27 protein-coding genes are annotated in these 23,653 nt (G+C 58.9%); 12 read left to right on the top strand and 15 right to left on the bottom strand.

Going from position 1 to position 23,653, the window contains the following annotated elements:
• Window positions 1-126: 126 nt before the first annotated feature.
• Window positions 127-1,440, bottom strand: coding sequence for an ABC transporter substrate-binding protein (locus EFQ99_RS30295; RefSeq protein ID WP_164736466.1), 1,314 nt, complete (start codon window positions 1,438-1,440; stop codon window positions 127-129).
• A 329-nt stretch (window positions 1,441-1,769) separates the two neighbouring features.
• On the opposite strand from EFQ99_RS30295, the gene EFQ99_RS30300 reads away from it, so the two are divergent.
• Both EFQ99_RS30300 and EFQ99_RS30305 read left to right on the top strand, forming a co-directional pair.
• Window positions 1,770-2,753, top strand: coding sequence for a tagatose kinase (locus EFQ99_RS30300; RefSeq protein ID WP_126924846.1), 984 nt, complete (start codon window positions 1,770-1,772; stop codon window positions 2,751-2,753).
• Window positions 2,754-2,755: 2 nt separating this feature from the next.
• On the top strand, window positions 2,756-4,024 hold the full coding sequence (locus EFQ99_RS30305) for a D-tagatose-bisphosphate aldolase, class II, non-catalytic subunit (RefSeq protein ID WP_126924847.1): 1,269 nt from the start codon (window positions 2,756-2,758) through the stop codon (window positions 4,022-4,024).
• Between the two features lie 28 nt (window positions 4,025-4,052).
• Here EFQ99_RS30305 and EFQ99_RS30310 read toward each other — a convergent pair whose 3' ends face one another.
• A complete protein-coding gene (locus EFQ99_RS30310) occupies window positions 4,053-4,652 on the bottom strand; it encodes a TetR/AcrR family transcriptional regulator (RefSeq protein WP_126924848.1) in 600 nt (199 codons plus the stop codon).
• 120 nt (window positions 4,653-4,772) lie between these two features.
• Here EFQ99_RS30310 and EFQ99_RS30315 point away from each other — a divergent pair, with 120 nt between their 5' ends.
• Window positions 4,773-5,201: a Tautomerase enzyme gene (locus EFQ99_RS30315; protein ID WP_126924849.1), complete on the top strand. Its 429-nt coding sequence runs from the start codon at window positions 4,773-4,775 to the stop codon at window positions 5,199-5,201.
• A gap of 95 nt (window positions 5,202-5,296) precedes the next feature.
• Window positions 5,297-5,692: a VOC family protein gene (locus EFQ99_RS30320; protein WP_126924850.1), complete on the top strand. Its 396-nt coding sequence runs from the start codon at window positions 5,297-5,299 to the stop codon at window positions 5,690-5,692.
• A 63-nt stretch (window positions 5,693-5,755) separates the two neighbouring features.
• On the opposite strand, the gene EFQ99_RS30325 is transcribed toward EFQ99_RS30320, so the two are convergent.
• From EFQ99_RS30325 to otsB, 7 genes are all read right to left on the bottom strand, one after another.
• The gene (locus tag EFQ99_RS30325; RefSeq protein WP_126924851.1) at window positions 5,756-6,520 is read right to left on the bottom strand and encodes an SDR family NAD(P)-dependent oxidoreductase; all 765 of its coding nucleotides are present in this window, start codon (window positions 6,518-6,520) and stop codon (window positions 5,756-5,758) included.
• Window positions 6,521-6,551: 31 nt separating this feature from the next.
• A complete protein-coding gene (locus EFQ99_RS30330; RefSeq protein WP_126924852.1) occupies window positions 6,552-7,280 on the bottom strand; it encodes an SDR family oxidoreductase in 729 nt (242 codons plus the stop codon).
• 26 nt (window positions 7,281-7,306) lie between these two features.
• On the bottom strand, window positions 7,307-8,566 hold the full coding sequence (locus EFQ99_RS30335; RefSeq protein WP_126924853.1) for a sugar ABC transporter permease: 1,260 nt from the start codon (window positions 8,564-8,566) through the stop codon (window positions 7,307-7,309).
• Window positions 8,563-9,381: an ATP-binding cassette domain-containing protein gene (locus tag EFQ99_RS30340; protein WP_126924854.1), complete on the bottom strand. Its 819-nt coding sequence runs from the start codon at window positions 9,379-9,381 to the stop codon at window positions 8,563-8,565. The genes EFQ99_RS30335 and EFQ99_RS30340 overlap by 4 nt, the downstream gene beginning before the upstream one ends.
• Before the next feature lie 70 nt (window positions 9,382-9,451).
• Window positions 9,452-10,525, bottom strand: coding sequence for an ABC transporter substrate-binding protein (locus EFQ99_RS30345; protein WP_208722840.1), 1,074 nt, complete (start codon window positions 10,523-10,525; stop codon window positions 9,452-9,454).
• 223 nt (window positions 10,526-10,748) lie between these two features.
• Complete coding sequence (locus EFQ99_RS30350; protein WP_126924855.1) at window positions 10,749-11,633, bottom strand: helix-turn-helix domain-containing protein; 885 nt, start codon at window positions 11,631-11,633, stop codon at window positions 10,749-10,751.
• A 197-nt stretch (window positions 11,634-11,830) separates the two neighbouring features.
• Window positions 11,831-12,610 (bottom strand): trehalose-phosphatase, encoded by a 780-nt coding sequence (gene otsB / locus EFQ99_RS30355; RefSeq protein ID WP_208722841.1) that lies wholly within the window; start codon window positions 12,608-12,610, stop codon window positions 11,831-11,833.
• 123 nt (window positions 12,611-12,733) lie between these two features.
• On the opposite strand from otsB, the gene EFQ99_RS30360 reads away from it, so the two are divergent.
• The 3 genes from EFQ99_RS30360 (at window position 12,734) to EFQ99_RS30365 (ending at window position 14,979) form a co-directional block, all read left to right on the top strand.
• Window positions 12,734-13,819 carry an ROK family protein gene (locus EFQ99_RS30360; protein ID WP_126924857.1) on the top strand — a complete coding sequence of 362 codons (1,086 nt, stop codon included), beginning with the start codon at window positions 12,734-12,736 and terminating at the stop codon, window positions 13,817-13,819.
• 398 nt (window positions 13,820-14,217) lie between these two features.
• The gene (locus EFQ99_RS35210; RefSeq protein WP_164736468.1) at window positions 14,218-14,394 is read left to right on the top strand and encodes a hypothetical protein; all 177 of its coding nucleotides are present in this window, start codon (window positions 14,218-14,220) and stop codon (window positions 14,392-14,394) included.
• A gap of 129 nt (window positions 14,395-14,523) precedes the next feature.
• Window positions 14,524-14,979, top strand: a complete 456-nt coding sequence (locus EFQ99_RS30365; RefSeq protein WP_425376294.1) for a helix-turn-helix domain-containing protein — start codon at window positions 14,524-14,526, stop codon at window positions 14,977-14,979.
• 177 nt (window positions 14,980-15,156) lie between these two features.
• Here the strand turns inward: EFQ99_RS30365 and EFQ99_RS30370 are convergent, their stop codons facing one another.
• The 3 genes from EFQ99_RS30370 to EFQ99_RS30380 all read right to left on the bottom strand — a co-directional run bounded on the left by EFQ99_RS30370 (window position 15,157) and on the right by EFQ99_RS30380 (window position 16,659).
• The gene (locus EFQ99_RS30370; protein ID WP_126924858.1) at window positions 15,157-15,636 is read right to left on the bottom strand and encodes a helix-turn-helix domain-containing protein; all 480 of its coding nucleotides are present in this window, start codon (window positions 15,634-15,636) and stop codon (window positions 15,157-15,159) included.
• Between the two features lie 45 nt (window positions 15,637-15,681).
• Window positions 15,682-15,939, bottom strand: coding sequence for a helix-turn-helix domain-containing protein (locus EFQ99_RS30375; RefSeq protein ID WP_126924877.1), 258 nt, complete (start codon window positions 15,937-15,939; stop codon window positions 15,682-15,684).
• A gap of 213 nt (window positions 15,940-16,152) precedes the next feature.
• The gene (locus tag EFQ99_RS30380; RefSeq protein ID WP_126924859.1) at window positions 16,153-16,659 is read right to left on the bottom strand and encodes a helix-turn-helix domain-containing protein; all 507 of its coding nucleotides are present in this window, start codon (window positions 16,657-16,659) and stop codon (window positions 16,153-16,155) included.
• Window positions 16,660-16,796: 137 nt separating this feature from the next.
• Between EFQ99_RS30380 and EFQ99_RS30385 the strand changes: the two genes are divergently transcribed.
• On the top strand, window positions 16,797-17,057 hold the full coding sequence (locus tag EFQ99_RS30385; RefSeq protein ID WP_126924860.1) for a helix-turn-helix domain-containing protein: 261 nt from the start codon (window positions 16,797-16,799) through the stop codon (window positions 17,055-17,057).
• 50 nt (window positions 17,058-17,107) lie between these two features.
• On the opposite strand, the gene EFQ99_RS30390 is transcribed toward EFQ99_RS30385, so the two are convergent.
• The 3 genes from EFQ99_RS30390 to EFQ99_RS30400 all read right to left on the bottom strand — a co-directional run bounded on the left by EFQ99_RS30390 (window position 17,108) and on the right by EFQ99_RS30400 (window position 20,763).
• Window positions 17,108-18,517, bottom strand: a complete 1,410-nt coding sequence (locus EFQ99_RS30390) for a hypothetical protein (RefSeq protein WP_126924861.1) — start codon at window positions 18,515-18,517, stop codon at window positions 17,108-17,110.
• Window positions 18,514-19,767 (bottom strand): MFS transporter, encoded by a 1,254-nt coding sequence (locus tag EFQ99_RS30395; protein WP_126924862.1) that lies wholly within the window; start codon window positions 19,765-19,767, stop codon window positions 18,514-18,516. Before EFQ99_RS30395 ends, EFQ99_RS30390 begins: the two co-directional genes overlap by 4 nt.
• A gap of 105 nt (window positions 19,768-19,872) precedes the next feature.
• Window positions 19,873-20,763, bottom strand: coding sequence for a helix-turn-helix domain-containing protein (locus tag EFQ99_RS30400; protein ID WP_126924863.1), 891 nt, complete (start codon window positions 20,761-20,763; stop codon window positions 19,873-19,875).
• Between the two features lie 256 nt (window positions 20,764-21,019).
• On the opposite strand from EFQ99_RS30400, the gene EFQ99_RS30405 reads away from it, so the two are divergent.
• The 4 genes from EFQ99_RS30405 (at window position 21,020) to EFQ99_RS30420 (ending at window position 23,522) form a co-directional block, all read left to right on the top strand.
• Window positions 21,020-22,078: a class I SAM-dependent methyltransferase gene (locus EFQ99_RS30405; protein WP_245441608.1), complete on the top strand. Its 1,059-nt coding sequence runs from the start codon at window positions 21,020-21,022 to the stop codon at window positions 22,076-22,078.
• 187 nt (window positions 22,079-22,265) lie between these two features.
• Complete coding sequence (gene rctB, locus EFQ99_RS30410) at window positions 22,266-22,664, top strand: SMa0974 family conjugal transfer regulator (protein ID WP_208722842.1); 399 nt, start codon at window positions 22,266-22,268, stop codon at window positions 22,662-22,664.
• Window positions 22,665-22,953: 289 nt separating this feature from the next.
• The gene (locus EFQ99_RS30415; RefSeq protein ID WP_126924864.1) at window positions 22,954-23,193 is read left to right on the top strand and encodes a type II toxin-antitoxin system ParD family antitoxin; all 240 of its coding nucleotides are present in this window, start codon (window positions 22,954-22,956) and stop codon (window positions 23,191-23,193) included.
• On the top strand, window positions 23,190-23,522 hold the full coding sequence (locus EFQ99_RS30420) for a type II toxin-antitoxin system RelE/ParE family toxin (RefSeq protein ID WP_126924865.1): 333 nt from the start codon (window positions 23,190-23,192) through the stop codon (window positions 23,520-23,522). Before EFQ99_RS30415 ends, EFQ99_RS30420 begins: the two co-directional genes overlap by 4 nt.
• Window positions 23,523-23,653 lie beyond the last annotated feature (131 nt).

The following is a 23,653-nucleotide window of genomic DNA, read 5'->3' on the forward strand; positions in this document are numbered from 1 at the left end:
TCCAATTCAGCCGGCAGAGAAGCCGGAATGGTAAAGAATGGCGGTCGCTCAGACCAGAAGGTTCCGGCAGCTTCACTGCCGGAACCTTTCCGGGAGGACTCGCGGAAAACCGCGAGGATAGAAGCCCTATTTCGGATAACCCGCCCGTTTCATGTCGCGCTCGACCTGCTTCTGGGCGCTATCGAGAGCCGCAGCGACCGTTTGCTGGCCTGATAAGGCGGCCGCGATCTGCTGACCGACCAGCGTGCCGATACCTTGGAATTCAGGAATGGCGACGAACTGGACGCCGGTATAAGGAACAGGATCCTTGGTCGGCTTTGACGGGTCGGCTGAAAGGATGGCTTTCAGCACGGTATCGGCAAAGGGAGCGGCCTTCTGATATTCCGGCAGGGCATAGGTCGACTTGCGCGTGCCGGGCGGCACGGCCACCCATCCCTCCGTTTCACCAACCTTCTTGACGTAGTCCTTTGAGGTCGCCCATTTCAGGAAGGACTTGGCGGCGTCGAGCTTTTTCGACGTCGCCGGAATTGCCAGGTTCCAGGACCAAGACCAGCTCGATCCGTTTGCCGTGACGGCGATGGGAGCGCGGGTGAAGGCGATCTTGTCGGCGACCTTGCTCTGCTTCGGGTCATAGACTCGGCCGGCGGCCGACGTCGCATCGATCCACATCGCGCAGTGGCCGGTCGAAAACAGCGCCTGGTTTTCGTTGAAGCCGTTGGCAGTCACGCCGGGCGGACCGTATTTGGTCATCAGCTCGACATAGTCGGTGATGGCCTTCTTCCAGGGCTCGGAATTAATCTGAGGTTTCCAGTCCATGTCGAACCAGCGCCCGCCGTACGAGTTGATCATGGTTCCCAGGAACGCCATGTTCTCGCCCCAGCCGGGCTTGCCACGCAGGCACAGGCCGTATTGTTCCTTCGACTTGTCGGTCAGCTTGGCCGCGTATTGCTTGATCTGGTCATAGGTCGGTTCGTCGGGCATCTTGATGCCGGCCGCATCGAAGAGATCCTTGCGGTAGAGCGTGAACGAGCTTTCGGTATAGAAGGGCACCGCATAGAGCTTGCCATCGACGGTCAGGCCGGCCTTGATCGGGGCGAGCAGGTCGTCATAGTCGTAGTCGGCCCCGAGGTCGCCAACGGGGGCGAGCCAGCCCTGCTTGCCCCAGATCGGCGCTTCATAACCACCGATGGTGATGATGTCGTACTGGCCGCTTTTCGTCGCGATGTCGGTCGTGACTTTCTGGCGCAGGACGTTTTCTTCGAGCACCACCCAGTTCACCTTGTTGCCGGTCTCCTTCTCCCATTCCGGCGACAGTTTCTGCATGATGATCATGTCGCCATTGTTGACAGTGGCGATCGTCAGCTCCTCCGCGTCCGCCATTCCGGCGGCCAGCGCGAGGCAGGCCACGGATGCAGACAGAATGCAAATGATCTTGCTCATGGTCTCCGCTCCTCCTTTACGGATGTTCACGCGTAAAATTACATGCGTAAACTTTTATCTGCCATTGCGGCAGAGCTTGTCAAGGACGTTTTCGTGACCGACTTGGACAGCATTCCTGTCGTAATCGCGAATTTGAGGAGCTCTCCTGCCCTAAGTGCGGATTTTGCAATGCGGCGTGGCGCCAAATATCGCTCTTGCAGTGCAATATGAAGTTGTCGCGCGTAAATTTATTCTTGACTGGTTTCGGCAGGCGGGGTACGGCCGGAGCAAGCCGTTTTTAAATGCTGTGCGGAGTGCGGAGGACGCTTTTCGCATAAAGGAGATTGCAGATGCCGTTACCTCACAGGACACTTGCGCCGGAAGCGCTTGGCCCGACGATCACGGTCGGTGAGATCCTGGTAGAGATCATGGCGACGACGATCGGCGCCGGCTTCCTCGAGCCGCAATCCCTGACCGGGCCCTATCCGAGCGGCGCGCCGGCCATCTTCATCGATCAGGTGGCGCGCATGGGCGGTGCGGCCGGAATTATCGCCAGCGTCGGCAATGACGATTTCGGTCGGCTGAACGTCGATCGCCTGCGCCAGGACGGCGTCGACATCTCCGCCATCGCTATCAGCGCGGACTGGCCGACGGGCAGCGCCTTCGTCCGCTACCGGCCGGACGGTGCCCGCGACTTCGTCTTCAACATCGCCAGATCCGCCGCCGGCCAGATCGGCCTGACGCCCGCTGCCAAAGATCTCATCGGGCGGGCCGGGCATGTGCATGTCATGGGAACCGCTCTTTCCATTCCCGGCGCCCGCGAGGTGATCCTGCATGCTATCGAGACGGTGCGCGCCCGTGGTGGATCTGTATCCTTCGATCCCAATCTCCGTAAGGAGTTGCTGACGGATGACGGCGCTCTGGAAAGCTTCAATCATGTGCTCGGTGCAACGGACTTGCTGCTGCCCTCCGACGAGGAGCTTTTCACCGCTGCCGGACTGACCGACGAGGCGGCGGCTGTCGCCAGCCTCCTGGAAAGCGGCATTGGCGAGATCGTCCTGAAGCGGGGCGAACAGGGCGCGTCCTTTTTCGGCCTTGACCGTCCGCGCATCGATTGCGCCGCTTTCGCGGTCGCTGAGGTCGACCCGACCGGCGCCGGGGATTGTTTCGGCGCGGCCTATCTCACCTGCCGCCGCAAGGGCATGGCGCCGGATGCGGCACTACTTCACGCCAATGCCGCCGGAGCCCGGAATGTCACCTGGCTCGGCCCGATGGAAGGTGTCTCCACCCTTGCCGAGCTGACGGCCTTTATTGCCCAGGCACCGAGGAGATAGATATGGACCGGATACTGACCCGTCTTGCCGCCGCGCGGCGCGAGGGAAGGCCCTTCGGCATTCCCTCTGTCTGCTCCGCCCATCCGCTCGTCCTCAGGGCCGCGATCCGGCGGGCGGTGCGGGAAGGCGGGCCAGTTCTGATCGAGGCGACCTGCAACCAGGTCAATCATCTCGGCGGCTATACCGGCATGACGCCCGAAGACTTCATCGGCTTAGCCGAGCGCATCGCGGCCGAAGAAGGGCTCGATCGCTCGCAGATGATCTTCGGCGGCGATCATCTCGGCCCCAATCCGTGGCGCGGGCAAGCGCCGGAGGTAGCACTTCAGAAGGCCGAAGCCATGGTCGAGGCCTATGTGAGGGCGGGCTTCACCAAGATCCATCTCGACGCCTCGATGGGCTGCGCCGGCGAACCGGCCGCGCTCGACGATCGGACGATTGCCGAGCGCGCCGTAAGACTCGCGCAGATCAGCGAAAAGACGGCCAAGGAGATCGGCGCGCCATCGCCGCTCTATATCCTCGGCACCGAAGTTCCGGTGCCGGGCGGCGCCGACCATGCGCTCGAAGAACTCCGGCCGACCGCGCAGGAGGCGGCGCGCGCGACGATCGCCATTCATCGCGAAGTCTTTTCGCGCGCAGGGCTGGAGGATGCCTTTTCCCGCGTCATCGCCTTCGTCGTGCAGCCGGGCGTCGAGTTCGGCAGCGAAAACGTCATCGGTTACAGGCCCGAGCTCGCAAAGCAATTGACCGCACTTCTCGACGAGGAGCCGCAATTCGTATTCGAGGCCCATTCCACCGACTATCAGACACGCGCCGCGCTTAGCGGACTTGTGAAGGACGGCTTTCCGATCCTGAAGGTCGGTCCCGGCCTGACCTTCGCGCTGCGCGAGGCCGCCTATGCGCTGGATATGATCGCCACCGAAATGGTCTCTGGTTACGGCGACAGGCCTTTGGCGGCCGCGATGGAGGCGGTGATGTTGTCGGCGCCTGCCGACTGGCAGGCTCATTATCACGGTGACGACACGGCTTTGCGTCTGCAGCGGCACTACAGCTACAGCGATCGTATCCGCTATTACTGGAACAGGCCGGAGGCCGACAAGGCGTTCGAGAGACTGCTGGGTGCGCTGCGCGGAAAGACGATCCCGGAAACGCTGCTGCACCAGTTCCTGCCGCAGCTTTCGGCGGCCGAAGCCGGCGATCCCGAGGATATCCTGATTGCAGCGGTCGATCGCGTTCTTGCCGATTATCAGAGCGCCTGCAGCAGGCCAAGCTGAGTAGCGTGGCGTCGTCAAGGCGAGCGGATCACTTTCCAGGCTCCATCGCTGTCAACGCAGCCTGCGCAATGACATCCGCGATGCGTTCGGACAGCGCCGGGTCGGAAACAGCGCGCGCGAGGGTCACGCCTCCGCTCAGCATGGCGAGCAGCAGGATCGCCCGATCCTCGCGCCGTGTGTCGGATCGGCCCTGTATCGCGCCCTCCTGCAGGCCGGCCGCGACTTCCTCGACGAGTCGTTTGATCTCTGCCGTATAGGCGCTTCGCGTTTCATCGTCCGCGCGCATCACGTCAGGAGAAAGGCTCGGCAGCGCGCAGCTCTCACCCAGCTCGCAGGTTCTTTTATAGCCGAGATAGTAGCCGACGAACGTCGTGAGCCAGTCTTTCGATTGGTTGGCTTTCAGTGCCGCAATTCCCTGCCGCAGTTCTTCAAGGCCCGCCAGCACGGCTGTGCGAAAGGCTTCGCCCTTCGATTTGAAGTGTCCGTAGAAGGCACCATTGGTGACACCGGCCGCCTTGGTCAACGCATCGATACCGGCGCCGCCATAGCCTTCCTTTCTGAAAACCTGTCCGGCCGCCGCGATGACTCGCGTTCGGGTCTCTTGCTTGTGTTCGGCACTGTAACGCATGGATACCTCATTTGGAGTGATCGCTCTTTATGCCTTGCTAAGAGAGTGATCGGTGTGTATGCATAAAGAGTGATCGGTATATATCATAAACGGTCACGATCCAAAACAGGGAGATATACAATGCCCATCAGACTCACGGTGCCGGAAGGCCTGCTTTCGCAGCAAGCGCAGGCGCAAGCCTTCGCCGGACTGACGGACGCGTTGCTTGATGTAGCCGATTTGACCGGCAATACTTTCATGACCGCCAATATCATCGGCACCATCAACGTGCTGCCCCGCGAGCATGTGCTGGCAGGGGGAACGCCGGTCGCCGCGGCGTTCATCGAACTCAGGTTGCCCGAGATCGCCCTGGCGAGCGCTGAAGCAAAACAAGCCTTCTTCGAAAAAGCGGCCGATGTCGTCGAACAGGCCGCGGAGGGCAAGCTGAAGCGCGAACACATATGGTCGAACATCGTCTACGCGCCTGAGGGGGCCTGGGGTATCGCCGGCCGCAGCTACGACAACGCTGAGCTTATTGGCGCCATCCAGGGTGCGGCTATCGCCTCGTAATGATCGGAGCGCACGCGCAGAAATCTGGGACCTGATGCAAGACCGGGCCGGCGTCAGCAATGACTGGCGGCCCGGCGCCACAATGGAGCCAAGCCATGCAGCTTGCCAACTATCTGTTCTTTTCCACCGGCTGCGAGGAGGCGCTCGCCTTTTATGCCCAATGCGGGCTTGGACGCGTCACGCAATTGAAGCGGCACGGCGCAGACGGAATGCCTATTGCCAGCGAAACCATGCGGGGCAAGGTAATGCATGCCCGCTTCGAAGGACCCGGTATTCTGTTCTTCGCCTCCGACAATCACGATGCCGAGCCGATGCGCGGCTCCGCCCATATGCTGATCATGGACGACCGTGACAGGACCGACAGGCTTTTCGCCCGGCTGGCCGAAGGCGGCGAGGTAACGACACCGCTCGCCGTGCAGGCATGGGGAAGCTATTACGGCAAGTTCACCGATCGTTTCGGTGTTCAGTGGATGCTCGACTGCTTGGCGTGAGCATGTGCTGACCAAGCGATTATGGTTCACCTGCGGCCCCTCCCCCCTTCCGATGTCCGTCTATTATCGTGTCGTGTAGCCACCATCGATGACCAGAACTTCGCCGGTGACATAGCTTGCCGCCGCCGAGCAGAGAAACAAGGCGGCACCCGCCACCTCTTCCGGCTGCCCGACCCGTCCCATCGGGGTCATGCTGCGCCAGGTCGGGAACCAGTCGGGATTTTCAATGCCGCCGCGTGACAGGTCGGTCTCGATATAGCCGGGGGCGATGGCGTTGACGCGGATATTCTCGGCGGCGACTTCGCTGGCGAGGCTCTTCGTCATCATGTGAACCGCTGCCTTCGAAGTGTTATAGGCGACCTGGTTCTGTGGAATGTTGGAAACGATGCCCGACATCGAGCCGATATTGAGGATGACACCGCCCCCCTGGCGCCGCATGGGTGCGAGCGCTGCGCGGCAGGCGCGGAAGACGGCGTCGACGTTGACGGTCATGATCTCGCGCCAGATCGTATCGGAAAATTCGCCGCTATCGCCATGAATGGCGATGCCGGCATTGTTGACGAGGATGTCGAGCCGGCCAGTGCGAGCAAGTGTCTCGGCGACGATCTCGTCGGCGGCACTATCCTGCATCAGGTCAGCGGCGATGAAATCGCAATCAATACCATCCTTGGAGAGCCGATCTTCTGCCGCCGCGCTACGCGTTCGTCCTGTGATGACGACCTTGGCGCCCGCCTCGCCGAGCGCCTCGGCAATGGCAAGGCCAATGCCACGCGTGCCGCCCGTCACCAGCGCCACCTGACCATTCAGGCGAAATCTGTCGAGGATCATGTCCGTTTCCTCCCGAATAGGTGCTTTGCCGTCAGATGTCCGTGCTCTGCGGCAGGATGACGAGATCGCGGATGGTGATGTTACGCGGGCGCGTCAGCATGAAAAGCACGGCTTCGGCCACTTCCTTCGGCTCCATCAGGCCGCCGGCGGCGAGCGCTTCATCCAGTTTCTCCTGCGGCCAGTCGCTGAGAAGGGCGGTGACGACGGGCCCGGGTGCGATGGCGCCGACGCGCAACCCATGCTTGGCCACTTGCCGCCTCAGAGTATGGACGAATGCCTGAACCGCATGTTTGGAGGCCGTGTAGATCGGCTCCCAGACGACGGGGACCATGCCGGCGACCGAACTCGTCAGGATGATGTCCCCGGTCTTGCGCTCAACCATATGCGGCAGGACGGCATGCACCGAGCGGAATGCCGCGTTGATATTCAGGTTGAGCATGCGGTCCCAGGCATCGGGATCACCGTCAAGCACCTCGCCGCCGATATAGGAGCCGGCATTGGCGTGGAAGATGTCGAGCTGGCCAACTTTCTCCAGAACCGCAGGCATCATTCCCGCTACGCTTTTCGGGTTGGTGAGGTCGATGACCAGGGGAATGGCATTGGCGCCGAGCGTCGAACAGATTTCCTTCAAGCCTTCGTCGTTGCGGTCGACCAGCACGACCCGGGCGCCAGCGGCAAGCATGGCCTTGGCGCATTCCAGGCCGATACCCGACGCCGCTCCGGTGATGGCCGCGACTTTTCCAGACAGATCCTGTCCCATTTTCTTCCTCTGCTTTCTCTGTTGGTTTAGGCTCGACCATGCGAAATCCGAGACCGGCGTGCCAGCGAGTCGACGATGACGGCGACGGCAAGAACGGCGCCGGTGATCATGTAGCGAAGCGATGACGACAGATCGAGAAGCGTCAGGCCGCTCGCGATCGACTGGATGACGATGATGCCGAGAAGGGCCGAATAGGCGCTGCCGCGCCCGCCAAACAGGCTGGTGCCGCCGATAACAGCCGCCGCGATGGCGTTGAGATTGACGTCGCCCGTGCCGGCCTGCTGGCTTGCCGTGGCAAGCCGCGCAGCCGAGAGCACGCCGCCGGTCGCCGCAAGCAGGGCACACATGACGAAGGCGCTCGCATAGATGCGGGACACATTGATGCCCGAGCGGCGAGCCGCCTCCCTGTTGCCGCCGACGGCATGCATGGAGCGTCCCCATTTCGTGCGCGTCAGCGCATAATTCATCGCGATGACGAGGCCGACGAAGAGGCCGAACATCCAGGGAATGCCGCGTGATTGGTTGAGATAGAACGCCACTGCTTCCAGGGCGACGGTGATGATAACGGCGCGCAGAAGCAGTCCGCTAACCGATTTTGACGAAAGCCCGGCAGCCCGCCGACGCGTCGCCGTGCGGTAGCTCGAAAAAAAGAAGGCAATGCCGGCAAGCGCCACCAAGGCATAGGCGACCGGATCCGGCATCACCATGATCTGCCCGAAATTCACGAGCCAGGAACCGTAGGTCAGATTGATCGAACCGGTCGATCCGAGGATATAGAGTTGCAGGCCGAGAACGGCGAGCAATCCCGACAGGGTGGAGACGAAGCTCGGCATGCCGAAGCGGTTGAACAGGAAAGCGTAGAGCGATCCGATCAAGGCGCCGACAGCCATGGCGGCCAGGATGGCCAGCACCACCGGCCAGCCCTGATTGATCCAGAAGACGCCGGTGAGCGCCGAAGCGAAACCACTGACGGACCCGACGGAAAGATCGATCTCCCCCACCATCAGGATGCAGACGATACCGAGCGAGATGACGCCGACCGTCGAGCAGTCGAACAGCATGTTGACCAGGTTGGCGCTGGACAGAAACACCGGATTGAGCGCCTGGAACACCGTCCAGATGATCACCAGGCCGACGATGACAGGCAGCGAGCCGAGATCGCCGGAGCGGATGCGGTCCCAGAACGCGCGGACCCAGCCGGCGAGGCTATCGTCATGGTGCACTCTTTCATCGCGCCGGTCGAGGAGCGCAGGTGCTGCCGGCTCGTTCTGGATGGTCTTCATCATGGCCTGCCCTCCTCGTTCTCTCTGCTTTGCGCCTCGCGGCGCATCGCGCGGCGGGAGACGGAATTGTTGGATGCGCCGGTGATCGAGCTGACGAGTTCTTCGTTGGACGCATCGGGCATGAAAGTGCCGTTGTTGCGTCCGAGCCGCAGCACGACGATGCGGTCGGCAACAGCCCTGACATCCTCCATGTTATGGCTGATCATGATGACGGCAAGGCCGCGTTCGCGCACGCGCTCGATCAGATCCAGCACCTCGGCGGTCTGGGCCACACCAAGCGCTGCTGTCGGCTCATCGAGCATGATCAGTTTCGGCTCGAGCAGCAGCGACCTGGCGATCGCCACGGTCTGCCGTTGCCCGCCGGAAAGCGAGGCGACGGGCTCGCGCACGCTCGGGATTCGGGCGGAAAGCTCGCTCAGCAGCTTCCAGGCGCGGATCTCCATCGCGACCTCATCGAGCTGGAAGGGATTGAGCTCCTTGCCGAGAAAGATATTGGCGACGACATCGAGATTTTCGCAGAGTGCGAGATCCTGGAAGACGGTTGCAATACCGAGATCGAGAGCAGCACTGGGGCTCGACAGGTTCACCGGCTTTCCCTCGAACAGGATCGTGCCAGACGTCGGCTGATGCACACCGGCCAGGATCTTCACCAGTGTCGATTTGCCGGCGCCATTGTCGCCAACAAGCGCTACGACCTCGCCGGCATGCACATCGAGTTCGATATCGGTCAGCGCCGACACCGCGCCGAAGTTCTTCGAAATCCCGCGCAGGCTGAGGACGGGCTGGGAAGCATCAAGCACATGAGAGGTTTCAGACATCGCCTGGTCTTTCAGAAAAAGCGAAAATCGGAAGCGCGACCGGCGGGCCGATCGCGCTTCCCCTTGTGGATTACTTGATGATGCCGAGCTTCTTGCAACCGTCGGCATAGCGGCCGGTGCACAGCTCCTCGGCGGTATTGATCTTCTTGTCGATGATCTCGGCCTTAAGATTTTCGGCAGTGACGACGGCCGGCACGAAGAGTTGTGCGGGCGTATCGTAGAGCGTCATTTCGGCTTTGATCGTTTCTCCCGCCAGTAGTTTCACGGCAACGTCGGCAGCGGCAGCGGCGACGATTTCGCTCGGCTTGGAGATCGTGTTGTACTGATCCCCTGATATGATGAGCTGCAGTGCGGCGATCGTCGCGTCATTGCCGGTCACCGGTGGCACGGGATCGACACCGGCCGCCTTGAAGGCTGCGATGGCGCCGCCGCCGGTGCCGTCATTGGCGGCGACGACGCCGACGATCTGTTTGCTGAAACGCGTGATCTGCCCGGCTGCCCATTGCTGGGCATTCGCCGGCTGCCAGTTCGGCGTGTCGAATTCGGCAAGCGTCTTGTATCCGCCGCTGGCGAGACCCTCGTGGATGCCGTCCTTGATCAGCCCGGCGGCCGCATCGGTCGGCGAACCATTGATCTGCAGGATGCCGCCGCCATCGGTCGGCACATTCTGAGCCTTCAGATGCTGAACCAACGATTCCGCGATCGCCTTGCCGATCGCCTTGTTGTCGAAGGAGACGTAAAAATCGGCCTTGCCTTTCGGGATCGGCCGGTCATAGGCGATGACCTTGACGCCTTGGCTCTGAGCGAGCTGGACGAGAGATGCGGCCGCTGCCGAATCCACTGGATCCAGCACGATGACCTTGGCGCCCTGGGTGATCGCCGAATTGAACTGCTGCTGCTGTTTGGCAATATCGGCATCGGCATTCTGATAGAGGACCTTGCATGACGCGCAGAGCTTCTTCATCTCAGCGACGAACCCCGGATGGTCATGCTCTTCGTAACGTGTCGAGCCCTGGTCGGGCATGAGGAATGCGACAGTCGCATCCTTGACAGCGCTCTGCGCAAAGGCGGACGTGCCGCCCAGCAGGGAAAGGACAAGTGCCGCGGCGCCTGCCGCTTTCATTGAGAATTTCATCATTTCCATCTCCTCCCATTGGAAAAAATTGTTTAGGATCGTGATTGCACTGCTCTGCTGTTCGCCGTTCGATTGAATGAACGGCTTGCCCGTCCCGTGGTCTCTCATTTTTTCAGGACAAACGTTTCCCGTCGCGGGCCGCTCATCGCGTACTCGCGTTCAAATCAGTGTCGGTTTTCGGTTCTGTCGTTCTCCTCTGTCGCCTTCTGCGAAACCTCCTCGTTCCGCTTGCTCAGGCTGCCTTCGCCACGTTGATGTTGTCCCCTAGCAACCGCCGGAAACGGGAAGGCGTCATGCCTTTTTCCGCCAGGAACTGCCGGTTGAAGTTGGACAGGTTGTTGAAGCCGACCTCGAAACAGATATCGGTGATCGAAGCATGTTCATCGCTCATCAGGATCTGGCAGGCGAGATTGATGCGCAGCCGTTTCACATATTGCACGAGCGACATGCCGGTGTGGCGGCGAAAGCCGCGCGAAAACGCGCCCGTGGATTGTTCGGCAATCGCTGCGAGATCGGCTTCGTCAAAGGATTTGGTCAGGTTCTCCCTGATATAGGCGAGCGCCTTGTTGATGCCGGCCGACATATAGCCCGACGGATCGGGCAGATAGCTCGGGCTGGCGAGAAGCTGCGCGTCCTGCGCCCGGCTGAGCAGCCCGACCATCATCATGAAGAGCTCGATGCGCCGCACGCCGTGAGCCTGCTGCACCTCATTCATCAACGGTGCGACCTGTCGGCTGGTGTCGGTGCCGAAGAGCACGCCGCGTCGGGAGGCTTCGAGAACCGGTTCGAAGGGGGCAAGTTCGGCAAACAGCTTCATCGTGTCGCTGACGAAGCTTTCGTTGAATTGGATCAACTGGCATCGCAGTGGGATGCTCGATCCTTTCGGGACATCGCTGATCCAGTTATGTGGAAGATTAGGGCCGGCAAGCACGAGATTGCCGGGCTCGAACTCGCCGATGAAGTCGCCGACGAAATACCGGCCCGTCGTCGCCACGACGAGATGAAGCTCGTATTCCGGATGAAAATGCCAGCGGACCGTATGGTAGGGATAGCCGTGCGCTTTCGTTGCAAAAGATTCGCCCGGCCTGATCTGAACGACTTCCAAGTCAGGTTCCATTGTTCCTCCTCCGAGACGGCTTAAATCCGCCTGCCAAACTCCCGCTTTGGCTTATTGTTGAAGGGAGTGTAGTGGGCTCGTTTCATGCCCGCCACCACGATTCCCCGTCAAAACCGATACTTTTTTGACAATTGGCACTGTGTGGCCGGCGGAAAGGCGACGGCATCCACCGCCGGACACCGTGCAGGGGACGCGTCTCAGGCGGCCAGGGCGGCAATGACGTTTCTGACCAGTGCCGCCGACGACAGCCGGCTGGTGGCGCAGCTCGGGGCGCCGATCGCGCCGACGCGGATAGAAACGCCGCCGCGCGCGTTGGCGATTGCAAACATCGACTCGTCGGTCAGATCATCGCCGATTGTAATCGGGCAGCGGTTCCTGAAGGGGTCGGATTGGAAGAACCTCTCCAGCGCGTCGCCCTTGCTCGATCGTGCCGGGCGCAGCTCGAACACCATCTTGCCGAGCTGCAACGCCCAGTTCGCGCCGGCGAGTTCGGCATAATGATGCATGCGGTCTTCGAGGACCTTTTCATATTCGGGCGCAAGCCGGTAATGGGCAGCGACGGCAGCACCTTTGTCTTCGATCAAGACCCCGGGATAGTGCTCGGCTTCGGCCGTCAGCGCATGCTTCAACGCCTGAAATTCAGGTGTCGCCTCGAGTGTGTGCATTCCGGCAGCGCTCCTGATTTCCGCGCCGTGAAGGCCTGCCGTCGGAAATGCAAAGGGCTTGAACAGAGTATCGGCATAGGCAAGCGACCGTCCGGTGACCAGCGCCAAAGCGCCTCCAAGCTTGTTCGACAATCGATGAAGCTGTCCGGGCAGCGCTTCCGGAACCTCGATTGCATCCGGCGTGGGTGCAAGATTGAGCAGCGTCCCGTCGATGTCGAGAAACATCGCCCAGCGGTCCGGCTCTTCCAAAACCAACGAAAGCATTTCCTGGGTGGCGGCATCGTCCTGCACGGCATTCTCCAAACTCTGCAATCATTGAAGCTAGGTCGCTAGGCGACGAGGACAAGATGATCGTCAGTCGCCGGAACATCCGCAGGCAAGTCCGCGTTTTATCTCGCCGCCCGTTCGAGCACTCACATCGCAGAAGGTACATCGATGGCCAAGAGCAGTTCCAAGCACCGTGATGAGGTCAATGCGCCGTTGGCGCATGGCGCCACGATTTTGCCGCTGGTGACCATCGACGACTACAATAACGAACTGCGTGACAAGAATGGTTTCGTTGGCGACAACGCCAACAAGAAGACCTTCCAGCAGAAGCTCGACGATTGGAGAAAACGCGTCCGCAAGTTCGGAGACGACCCGATCGGCAAGGTTGCGACGGCTAAGCTTTCCAAGAAAAAGATCGAGGCGCTCCTCAAGGGAGAGGATATGGAAGCTGCTGCGCTTGTTATGAGCGCGGTGGAGGACTTTTCGCAGGACTTTGCCGAGGTGATCGGGAAGTTCCTCAAGGACGAGCGCTGGTCCAAGACGGAACGTATCGTGGTTGGCGGCGGCTTCAGACAAAGCCGCTTTGGGGAGCTGGCAATCGCCAGGACCATGGTTCTTCTGAAAGCGGCCGGTCACAAGATCGAAGTTGTGCCGATCGCCCACCATCCCGATGAGGCCGGGCTGATCGGCGCCGTACACCTGATGCCGCCCTGGATGTTCAAGGGTTACGAGGCGATGCTTGCCGTCGATATCGGCGGCACGAACGTCCGCGCCGGTGTCGTTGAATTCGGAAAAGAAAAGACGCCGCATTTTGCCGATGCGCGCGTTTGGGAATCGACCATCTGGCGCCATGCCGATGACGAGCCGAGCCGCAGTGCGACGATAGAGAAGCTGGCGGAGATGTTGCGCGGCCTGATCGAAAAGGCTGAAAAGGCCAATCTAAAACCCGCCCCCATTATCGGGATCGCTTGTCCCGGCATTATCAAAGCCGACGGCTCGATCGAACGCGGCGGACAGAACCTGCCCGGCGGGAACTGGGAAAGCGACAGCTTCAACCTTCCCGCCGCATTGATGAAGGCCATTCCCGAAATCGGTGACCACAGTACATTCGTGATGATGCATAACGACGCCGTCGTGCAGGGATTGTCGCAGATCCCTTTCATGAATGACGTGTCGAAATGGGCCGTGCTGACCATCGGCACGGGTTTGGGCAACGCCCACTTCACCAATCGCGAGGAAACGAAGGCACGATAACCGCAGACGCCCGCCTAAACGCTCAGACGTGGACTGGGCTCCCCCTACCTTGCCGTCTATCTTGCGGCGATGCTGGCGCGCGCTGGGTCTTATGGTAAACAGCAGGTAAACAAAGCCAAGAAACGTCTCCCGAATTTTTTACCTTTGATATATGGCAACGGCGTTTCCATTGCTTGGACGTTATCGCGGAAACCAGCCTCGGGGCTCGCGATCGGCATCCCGCGATTTGGTTATTCAAACTGGGCTGCTTGGATTTGGCAGGTGCAGCGCCCTCCCCTCCTCTTCTTCTGCCCGCATCGGAAAAGATGGTGATAACGCCGGCGGCCGGTTCTCGGCAGCCTCAAATTGCGTTTATCTTCGCGGCCTCACGCAAGTCATGCGCAGATGAAAGTTGGACCATGAACTTCAAGGGAATAAGCGCTCCGCTCAATGCCGGCCGTCTCGAACAGATGCTCGGCCTTGCTCCGTCACGGCGCGATCCTGAACCCCATGAGGCAAACGACAAGCCCTCCGGCGGCGAGCCCGCCCGTGGGCTGGAAGCCGAGAGCCTGTACCGTCCGTCTGCCTATAAATGAGAAATGGGGATTGCCTGTTGTAGTCTGCGACGGGATCTGTCCCCGGCTGAGTCGGCTGTGGTACCTAGCTTGTCGAAGTGGTGCTGTTATCCGCTAGACTGGATTCTTTGACATGAGGTATGGTCGCCGTTGTCAGCTGACAACGAGGTGGAGCAGACCATCGATTCTGAGGCCGATAAATGGAAATTGTTTCGCGCGTTGTGCGAAACAAAGCCGTTGCTCGGCATCACCGATCGGGCGCGTGCCGTGCTCAATGCCCTCTTGAGTTTTTATCTGAAGAACGAGCTGGCCCAGGAAAATGGCTCGATCGTATTCCCGTCGAATGTCCTGCTTTCATTGAGAACGCACGCCATAGCCGAACAGACCGTCCGGCGGCATCTCGCAGCGCTGGTCGAAGCAGGTCTTCTGCAGCGTAAGGATCGCCCTAACGGTAAGCGTTGTCCGCAGGGACAGGGAGGGGAGGTCGACGAGTCCTTCAGCTTTTCGTTGCCGCCGCGACATTGCAAAGCTGATCGAAGCGCCCGTCGAAGAAGACGTCAAAGGGGACTGGCAGGGACTCTACCAGGAGTTCCGGGATCTGATTGAACGCCTGCCACGCTCGCCGACGACAGCCCAGCTCGAACAGTTGCTGGACGGACTGACGGCCCTCCGGACGGATATCCTCAAGCAGTTCGAAATTCGAGTTAAATCCACAAAACAACGCGGCAATGCCTGTTATATCGAGCCTCACATACAGAATTCAAACCGGGCATCATCGGACGATCAATCTTCGTCGGCTTTCTCCTCATTTCCGGCGATTGCCCTGATTAACGCCAATGTGCGGGTCCTGAGTTTGGGCGGAAGACGAAGGATCTCCTCGACAAAGCGGCGTCCTTCCGCGGTGGAGAGATAGGCGATCCGCTCATCTGCCTCGGGTGCAATAGTCGCCCCCTCCCCTGAACCCGGCTCCGGCAGCCCATCGAAGAAGCAGCCTACCGGCACATTCAGACCGCTGGCGATTTCATAGAGCATCGACGCACTGATGCGGTTCTTGCCACTCTCATATTTCTGGACCTGCTGGTAACTCAGGCCAACTTTCTGGCCGAGTTCGGTTTGCGACAGGTTGGAGTGAATTCGCCTGATGCGAAGCTGTTGGCCCACATGAATATCGACCGGGTGCGATGCTTGGTCGCTGTCGTCTTCAGCCCGATACCCGTTGCGCAGAGAGCTGCTCGCGAACCGCTTGGCTACTCGATTATGCATTGCTGTGTATCTCCACGTCAGAGAGTCTCATGCGTTGCAGTGCGATCACGTCTTGCGCCCGGAACGAAGTGATTGCGGCCGCACATCTTTTGGGTCGATTTCCGCAAACAACTCAGAGACACCCACGGATAAGGCTTTTGCGAAGGCTTCCAAGGTCGCAACCGTGACGTTTTCTCTGCCTCTTTCGACCCGCCCAACGTAAGAACGGTCAATTTCGGCCTCCAATGCTAAACGCTCTTGGGAGAGGCCTCTATCCACCCGCAGTCGCCTTAGATTCCAGCCGATGGTCCGCCGCACGTCCATCATGCAACAAATGCATGTTGGCGGCTTGGCAATCGACGGACTGATAGTCCCTAATGAATTCTAGCCAACGCGAAATTTGCCGAAAATTGGACTCTGTCTAGGTTTCTTGATCTGCCGGCCACGCAGCTACGCGAGAAGTAAGGGACGGCGTTTCGATGCAAAATTGTGAGTGAAATAAGTGCAGTAGGGACTGCGGCACGGAAGGGCCGCCCGCTAAAAATCAACCGGCATCACCGCGCGATAATCTTCCTCGGCTTTATCCTCATTTCCGGCGATTGCCCTGATTACCGCCAGGGTGCGGGTCCTGAGTTTGGGTGGAAGACGAAGTATCTCCTCGACAAAGCGGCGTCCTTCCGCGGTGGCGAGATAAGCGATACGCTCATCTGCCTCGGGTGCGATAACCGCCCCCTCCCCTGAGCCTGGTTGCGGCAGCCCGTCGAAAAAGCAGCCTACCGGCACATTCAAACCGCTTGCGATCTCATAGAGCATCGATGCGCTGATGCGGTTCTTGCCACTCTCGTATTTCTGGACCTGTTGGTAGCTCAGGCCAACTTTCTGGCCGAGTTCGGTTTGCGACAGGTTGGAGTGGATTCGCCTGATGCGAAGCTGCTGGCCCACATGAATATCGACCGGGTGCGATGCTTGGTCGCTGTCGACTTCAGCCCGATACCCGTTGCGCAGAGAGCTGCTCGCGAACCGCTTGGCCACTCGATCATGCATTGGGTTTGCCTTCCTCGGAGAGACGCCCCTCCCCAACGAGGAGCGGAGGTGAGAAACGAAGCACATTGGAACTCAAAAGAATAATATGTAGAATATATTCCATGGATTAACGCCATGCAAGATGTTGCCAATTGTGCATGGACACTCGTGCGCGCATCGCGTGGAATTTGCGACATCACAGGTCAGCGCAGAAGCTTACGCAGGAAGTTCTCGCTGTAGATGCGCGTGTCGATAGGACCGTGATCAGTGATTTGGAGAGAGGTAAATATAACGTCTCTATTGATTTGCTGGATCGCCTCGCGGACGCGTTATCAATAGATATCTCACAATTATTTTCGATTCCTTTGCCGGGAGAAAGACCGCAACCGATGAAGGCAGGAAGGAAGCCGAAGGTTTGATGTCAGATTATATCAATCACGCACAACGTGGAAACGCGGACAATCCAGTACTACGAAAATGCCCACTCGGGATCGCTCACGCTCACTAGCCCTTCATTATGACGGGTCTTGAAACAGGCCCATAAGGGATCGCCCACGAAACTTTCGAGGGCACCGCAGGCATCGTCCAGTGACAGACTTCCATACTTCCTGAGCACTGCCTGAATAGTGCGCGGCCCCAGCATATCGAGCTCCGAGAAGGGTTCGGCGTCCTCCAGCAGCACGCGATGCCCCCAGATACCCGGTTTTCGATCGGCGGCGATCGTGGTGCGCAATTCGCAATCTCCGGTCATAGCGAGCGCACGGCAAAAGACATAGCGCATGAGAGGGTAGTAGACCGTGTGCCGACTGCCGCCGAGGACATGTACGCCCGGTAAAATCGCCATGACGATGAACATCAAGTACAGGTTCGGGATGATCTTGCGGGACTGCAGCGCCTCGATCACCGCATCCGCGGTAAATTCGAGCGAGAAACCCTCCACTCCTCTCGCCTCAAGGCGGGAATCCGCCAGCCGCAACGGAAAAAGGTGGCCGTGATCGCTGCCCCAAAACAGATCCGTGGTGTTCTTGAACCAGCCCTGCCAATGACCATCGGCAAGAGCCTCGGTGGCGGATAGCAGACACGGCACAAACCCACCTTTCCCAAACAGATTTCGGGCGAGCCAGGATGATTTATCCAGAAGATGCTCGACCACGAGGTCGGCCACATCATCATCATCGATTTGCAGGAAATCGATGCCCGGATCGAAATATCGCTGCCACAGGGATGCATTGGCTTGCTTGATCGCCAGCGCAGCGGACGAAAACTCACCTCGCGGCAGTTCGGAGCGAAGCCGCGCGACCAGACCTCCGTCCCCATGGACGCGGTCGACGTTTTTGAGGGCGAAGCGATAGGGGCCATTTTGCGCGAGAACGCTATAGGGAATCATCTGGCTCCGGCTTAGCCCAAAAACGTTGATCGCATCGCCACCGAGTTTTAGCCAACCAGGTCCCTTTCGACCCCTCTCGACGAATTTGACTGTCGATACCGCATAAGAGACATAGGCCGAACGGCGATGCGCGTTCAGCCCCATCAGGCTGAAAAGATGCGTGTAATAGGCGTCTGGCTCGATCAACAAATGCAGGTGCGGGCCGGCTTGCATGACAGGAGCATTGGCGATCTCCGCGGCAATGTAGCTGGCGCGGTCGTCCGCGAACCCCGCATTCCTGGCCGCCCCGCGAATGCACCGCTGAAGAAGCAACATCGCGTGGCGCCGGGCATCACAGCTGCTTGCAGGCGGCTCGGCGTGGAACGCGGCTCGAGCATAATCCACGAGGCTCCGGCGCCGGAAATCGGCAATCCAAGGAAACAATGTGCCGACCAATTCCAGCACGTCATGCTTCGAAACCGCCGAAATGTCAGGATCTGTAGGCCCGGTCATAGCGGCATGCTCCGACGTGATGAGCCTCTATTTTTCACCAAGTGAAATGCATAGCCGGCAACAATGACGGCGATCATTCCGCTTCCAAAAGCAAAGAATACCGCCGACGAAGTTAGTGCGTCTCCGGCAACAGCGAGGCCGGCATAGACAAGCAGGCTGAAGCCCATACAGGCGACGTGCACCCAACCTTTCGCTCGTCCAAGCTTCGTGCTCGATACGAGCCTCTGTATCTCGACATCGATCAGTACCCGTGAAAGGTTATAACCGGCGCCAAGAAGCGCCATCAAAGCGATGGCAATGTCCAGATTCCGCGTTGGATAGAATGCTGCCATGACCAAGCCCGACAAAAGGACGATGATAGGAGTGATCCGGGCATCGACGTTGCTGAACCGCCTCAGGGTAAGGATCAGCATGCTGATGATCGCGCCGGCCGCCCAACAAAATTCCAGTATGCCGAACTCAAGCGAGGTCCCCTGAAGTTCCTCGAGCACAAATTTTGATATGAGCGCGCTGATCAGCATACCCATCACGTAAATCAACACATAGTTGAGAACAAGACGCGGCGGCACGCGGCTTGTCTCCTCGCCTTCGGACGCTTCCCGTAGAGCTTGCGCCGTGCGGCAATGATCGAACGGCAAGATTCGATAGCGGATCGCGGTCCGGAACATACTGAGCATTGAGATCGCGAATGTGCCGGCGGCAAAGAGGAAGCATGCCGTTCCGGGCTTGGCGCTCAACAGCCAGCCGGTCGCTATCGCCGCCAGCATGTTGCCCGACTGCATAGCGACATAAGCCAGTGAATTGAAGGCCATCAGGCTCTCGGATCGCGCAATCGACGGCACCATTGCCGAGGAGGCCGTAAGATACAGCCGGTCGGCCACCGCAAAGAAAATCACCGATCCATAAAGGACGTAGTCCGGTTCTTGTAGGACGAGCGCAGCAGATGTCATCAGCAAGATTGCGATCCTGATCCAGTCGCTTACCATGCAGAGGCTCTGGCGATCGAAGCGATCGGCGAGATATCCTGCGGGCGCACTCGCCAGAAACTCCGAGACGCTTCCTAGAGCCAGAAACAAAGCAATGGAGCCAGCATTGCTGCCCGACGCCGCTAGCATCCAAATTGCACCTATGTAGTAGGCGTTGCGGCCGGCTGCAGCAAAGAAGGCGCTTATCAGAAAGAAGCGTCGCACCGAAAGCGATCCGGCGCGATCCGCAGCAAGGTTCGGTGCAATATTGGCATCTTGATTCATCTGGGTGCCGCAAAATGGAGACGCAGAGCTTGCGTGGCGGTGAGGCTAAAGGATGAAGCGACATCCCACTTTCAAAATCCCGCTGTAATCCGCTCGGACGCCGGCTTATGTCTTCCAGTCGGCTCTGTATTGCCTTGGCGTGATACCGATCACACGATGAAAAGCTGCAGCAAGATGGCTGGGGCTAGCGAAGCCGCATGCATAGGCGATCTCCGTTATCGGGCGGCCGGAGCAGCGGAGCATTTCGCTAGCCCGCTCCACGCGTCTTCGAATAATGAATGCGTGTGGCGAAAAACCCGTCGAAAGCCGAAACGCCTTCGAGAGGTAATGCTCGCTCAAACCCGCCTCGTGGGCAAGTTCGGCCAAGCTCAAAGAACCGTCCAGCGACGCTTCTATCCTGCCGATCACGCGTTTCAGGATGGCAGGCGACAGCCCGCCTTTGATATAATGTCGCCTCTGGCCCGAGCCGCGGAACAGCCGCCCGAAGATCGTCCGCGCATGGTTCTCGACGATCATATGACTCAAAGCATCCCGCTGGCCGATTTCCGAGCGGATGCTGCGCGCAGCATGTTGGATTAACGCATCCTCAAAACCGATTTTCGGCAGGAGCCGGTCAAGATCCGCGCCGGGTACATTCTCAAACTGATCCAGAATGAATTTCTTGCCGACGGTGATGAACAGGTAGGACGCCGCCGGATCGCCGTCGTCCCAGCCGCTCCAATTGTGGTCCGCCGGAATGAATGAGAGCGATCCGGCCGGCCTTTGCGTAAATGCAACCCTGCGGCCATCCACATAATCTTCGCCCGCTTTTGCAGCGCCAAGCATGTTCAAGAGGATCGCGTGGTTCTCCGCGGTAAGGTTTGTTTCCTGCCGCCCTACACCGCTCCTGCGCACGACGTCCGCGCGCACGGATCGCCAGCACTCATACTCATGGGCAATTGCGGTATGTTCTGCGCGTCTGATGATATCAGGGGCAAACGCTGCAGGACCGACCATTCATAACTCCTCGATCTTTAGACTCACGAACCCCCGTTCACCGGCGGCATTCTTTTCTACAAACTGTGGCGGGATTCCATCTGGCTGCTGCAACGCAGAATTTTAAGACAGCTTTTTGAAAGAATAGCCGGATTATGACGGCTGCAGGATCAACCGCCTGCGATTGTGCCCTGGCACGATGCTCTCTCCCATCGAATAGCAGACATCAGTCTTGGCAACGGGAGCATCGATGCGTGTCGAACCAATGGAGCACGACATGCGGGACTTCTCCTCATTTTTCGAAGAATGCGAACGGGCTCCGCGGTTGAACGAGCTCGCCGCCTTCTTTGGAGCAACGGCCGCCGGCCGGTCGGGAAACCCAATCAAGCAGCCGCACGTGGACCGGAGACTGCTGGGCGATGATAGGCTTCTCGACCGCTTCATCCTCCTTCACGAACGACGTCGTGGACCGTTCGACCAACATTACCATGCAAGCATTCCCTACCGGCTCGAGGAGGAATGCCGACTTGGACATGCAATCCTCCGATATGGTCAGGGCATGTCCGGACCGCTCAACCTTTATTCGCTGGGCACAGCGGAAGGGACTATGGCGCGGACGATCTCCGAGTTGGCCGAAGGCCGTGTCGAAAGCCTGTCATGCAGTCCGAACGTCGAAAACTATCGAAGCTTCATGGCCTACGGCGATCCTCCGCATGCCACGTTCTTTCACGGCCCCTTCCATCACCTGCGCAAAGATCTGCTGCGGATGCGACAGGAGCTTGCCAAGTTTGCTTCGGGCTTCGACATCATATTCGAAGATACGACGTTCCAAATGTATTCACCGAACCGGTCCGATCAGATCGAATTCGTCTCGCAGCATCTAAAGAATGATGGCCTGTTTCTCTTCGTCGAAAAGTTCAAAAACCGTGACATCGACGAATATCATCGCCGCGAATTGCAGAAGGATCACGGCTTCAAGGCTCGTTTCTTCGGCCCGACCGAAATCATGGCAAAAAAGGCGGCAGTGCTAATCGTCATGAATCGGAACGAGGTTACGCTCGCGGAGATGTCGGATGCCGTCAAGCGCTGTTTTCAGCACTGCTTTGTGACCTGGAACAGCGGGAATTTCTGCACACTCGTCGCGAGCAACAGCCTATCAAACATCGAACGCTTCATGTCGGGCCTGATTAAACCAGCGATCCCCACAGAATATGTCTATGAAACGCTACCCGTTCTTCTCTTCAATAACGAAGAGGCGAGAGTAAGAGATCCAGGAACTGATTCATCTAAAGATAGTGGCAATCGTAATGATTTATCGAGAGATTGGCGATGTTAACGTGATGCGCATTCACCTGCGTGCTGAAACATGATGAGCTCGGCGTGCCGACGGTTATCAAGTATTACCGCTGTGCTGCGGGGTTTTCGACATTTCGCCGTGTGTCCTTCCCCAGATGCGTCTGAAGACAAAAGTTTTCGAACCGCTACCCACATACATCGGACCTCTTTCCCAAGAACGAAGATCTATGACGGAGCTACGCGAGGTCGACCGAAAAGGATTTCAAATGCACCAATACGTTGCCGAAACCTTCGTCGCGGTCGCCGACGCGCCATGTGTTGCGGAGGCGATCTGCACGCGGATCCGCGATTTCTGTGGTGCAATCGTCACTGAGGGATCTGACTGGCTTCTGACTTTTGAGGACGGACGCGCGATCATCAGATCGACCGGCGACGGCCTGTTCTTTTGGGTTTCCGCTAGAAACCTGGTTACCGTCTATGGGATTCGGACGCTCATCGAGGGCAGCTTGTGGAAATTCGCCTCCAGTTCTGCGAGATCAATCAAATGGTTTCCTGCGGAAGCAGCCCCATTTCCTGCGGTCGACAAGCGTTTGACCTACAGCCACTGCAGGATGAACAACCCCTAATTCTGCCAGCCCTTCAGGAACGTTACCGAAGATTACCGCCGGATATCGACTGTTTGGTGCGAGCAAGATCGGGATTTTGCTGCACCGCTCGATCGCGAATTGTATTCGAAACACTTCGAAGTCAGCGAAGAGGTCCGACCTGCATATGGTGGTCAAGACCGTGTGCGGGGAACATCTCGCTAGGCTTCGAGATGACGCGGAGATAAATAAACCTGCCGTCTAATTTCGTGAGAGCGGCAACTACCCCGGCGACCTTGCCAAATTTTGCCATCCTGGCTATCTTAGCCCGATGAGCACCATGAATATTTCGCTGCCCGATAACCTGAAGCAGTTCGTCGACCAGCAGGTCGCCGGGCGAGGCTATGGCACCAGCAGCGAATACGTCCGCGAGCTGATCCGTCGCGACAAAGATCGGCAGCATTTGCGTAATCTCTTGCTTGAGGGTGCTTCATCCCAACCGACCGAGCCGGTTGATGCCGCCTATTTCGATAGCCTGCGAGCCCGCGCCTCGCGGCAAAGCTCCACGTGACCGTAAAGTCTATCGTCCCCCGCGAGTCGGCCCGCAGGGATGTCGAGAATGCCGTGGACTTTTATGCTCGCGAGGCCGGCGCTCAAGTCGCGATTAGCTTCGTCGATGCGCTGCAGTCGACATTTGGTTTGATCGCAAAGCATCCGGCATCGGGCTCATTGCGCTATGCATATGAACTCGGTTTGCCCGATTTGCGCAGCATGACGCTGAAGCCTTTCCCTTATATCGTCTTCTATCTTGAGCAAGCCGATTACGTCGACGTATGGCGTATTCTACATGCTAAGCGCGACATTCCAGCCTGGCTGCAAGATCCCGAAGTACCTGCGTAGCATGGCATGCTGCGTTAGGTGGAGGAGCGCGCGTCTGTGATCCGAACGAAGATCGACTGCCGGAAGAGCGGGTTTATCCGAGCGTCGACATCAACATCCTGAGCGAGCGGTCGCTGCAGGGCGTCGGCCCG

Origin of the sequence: Rhizobium vallis, assembly GCF_003985155.1 — a bacterium.
Lineage (GTDB): Bacteria > Pseudomonadota > Alphaproteobacteria > Rhizobiales > Rhizobiaceae > Rhizobium > Rhizobium vallis.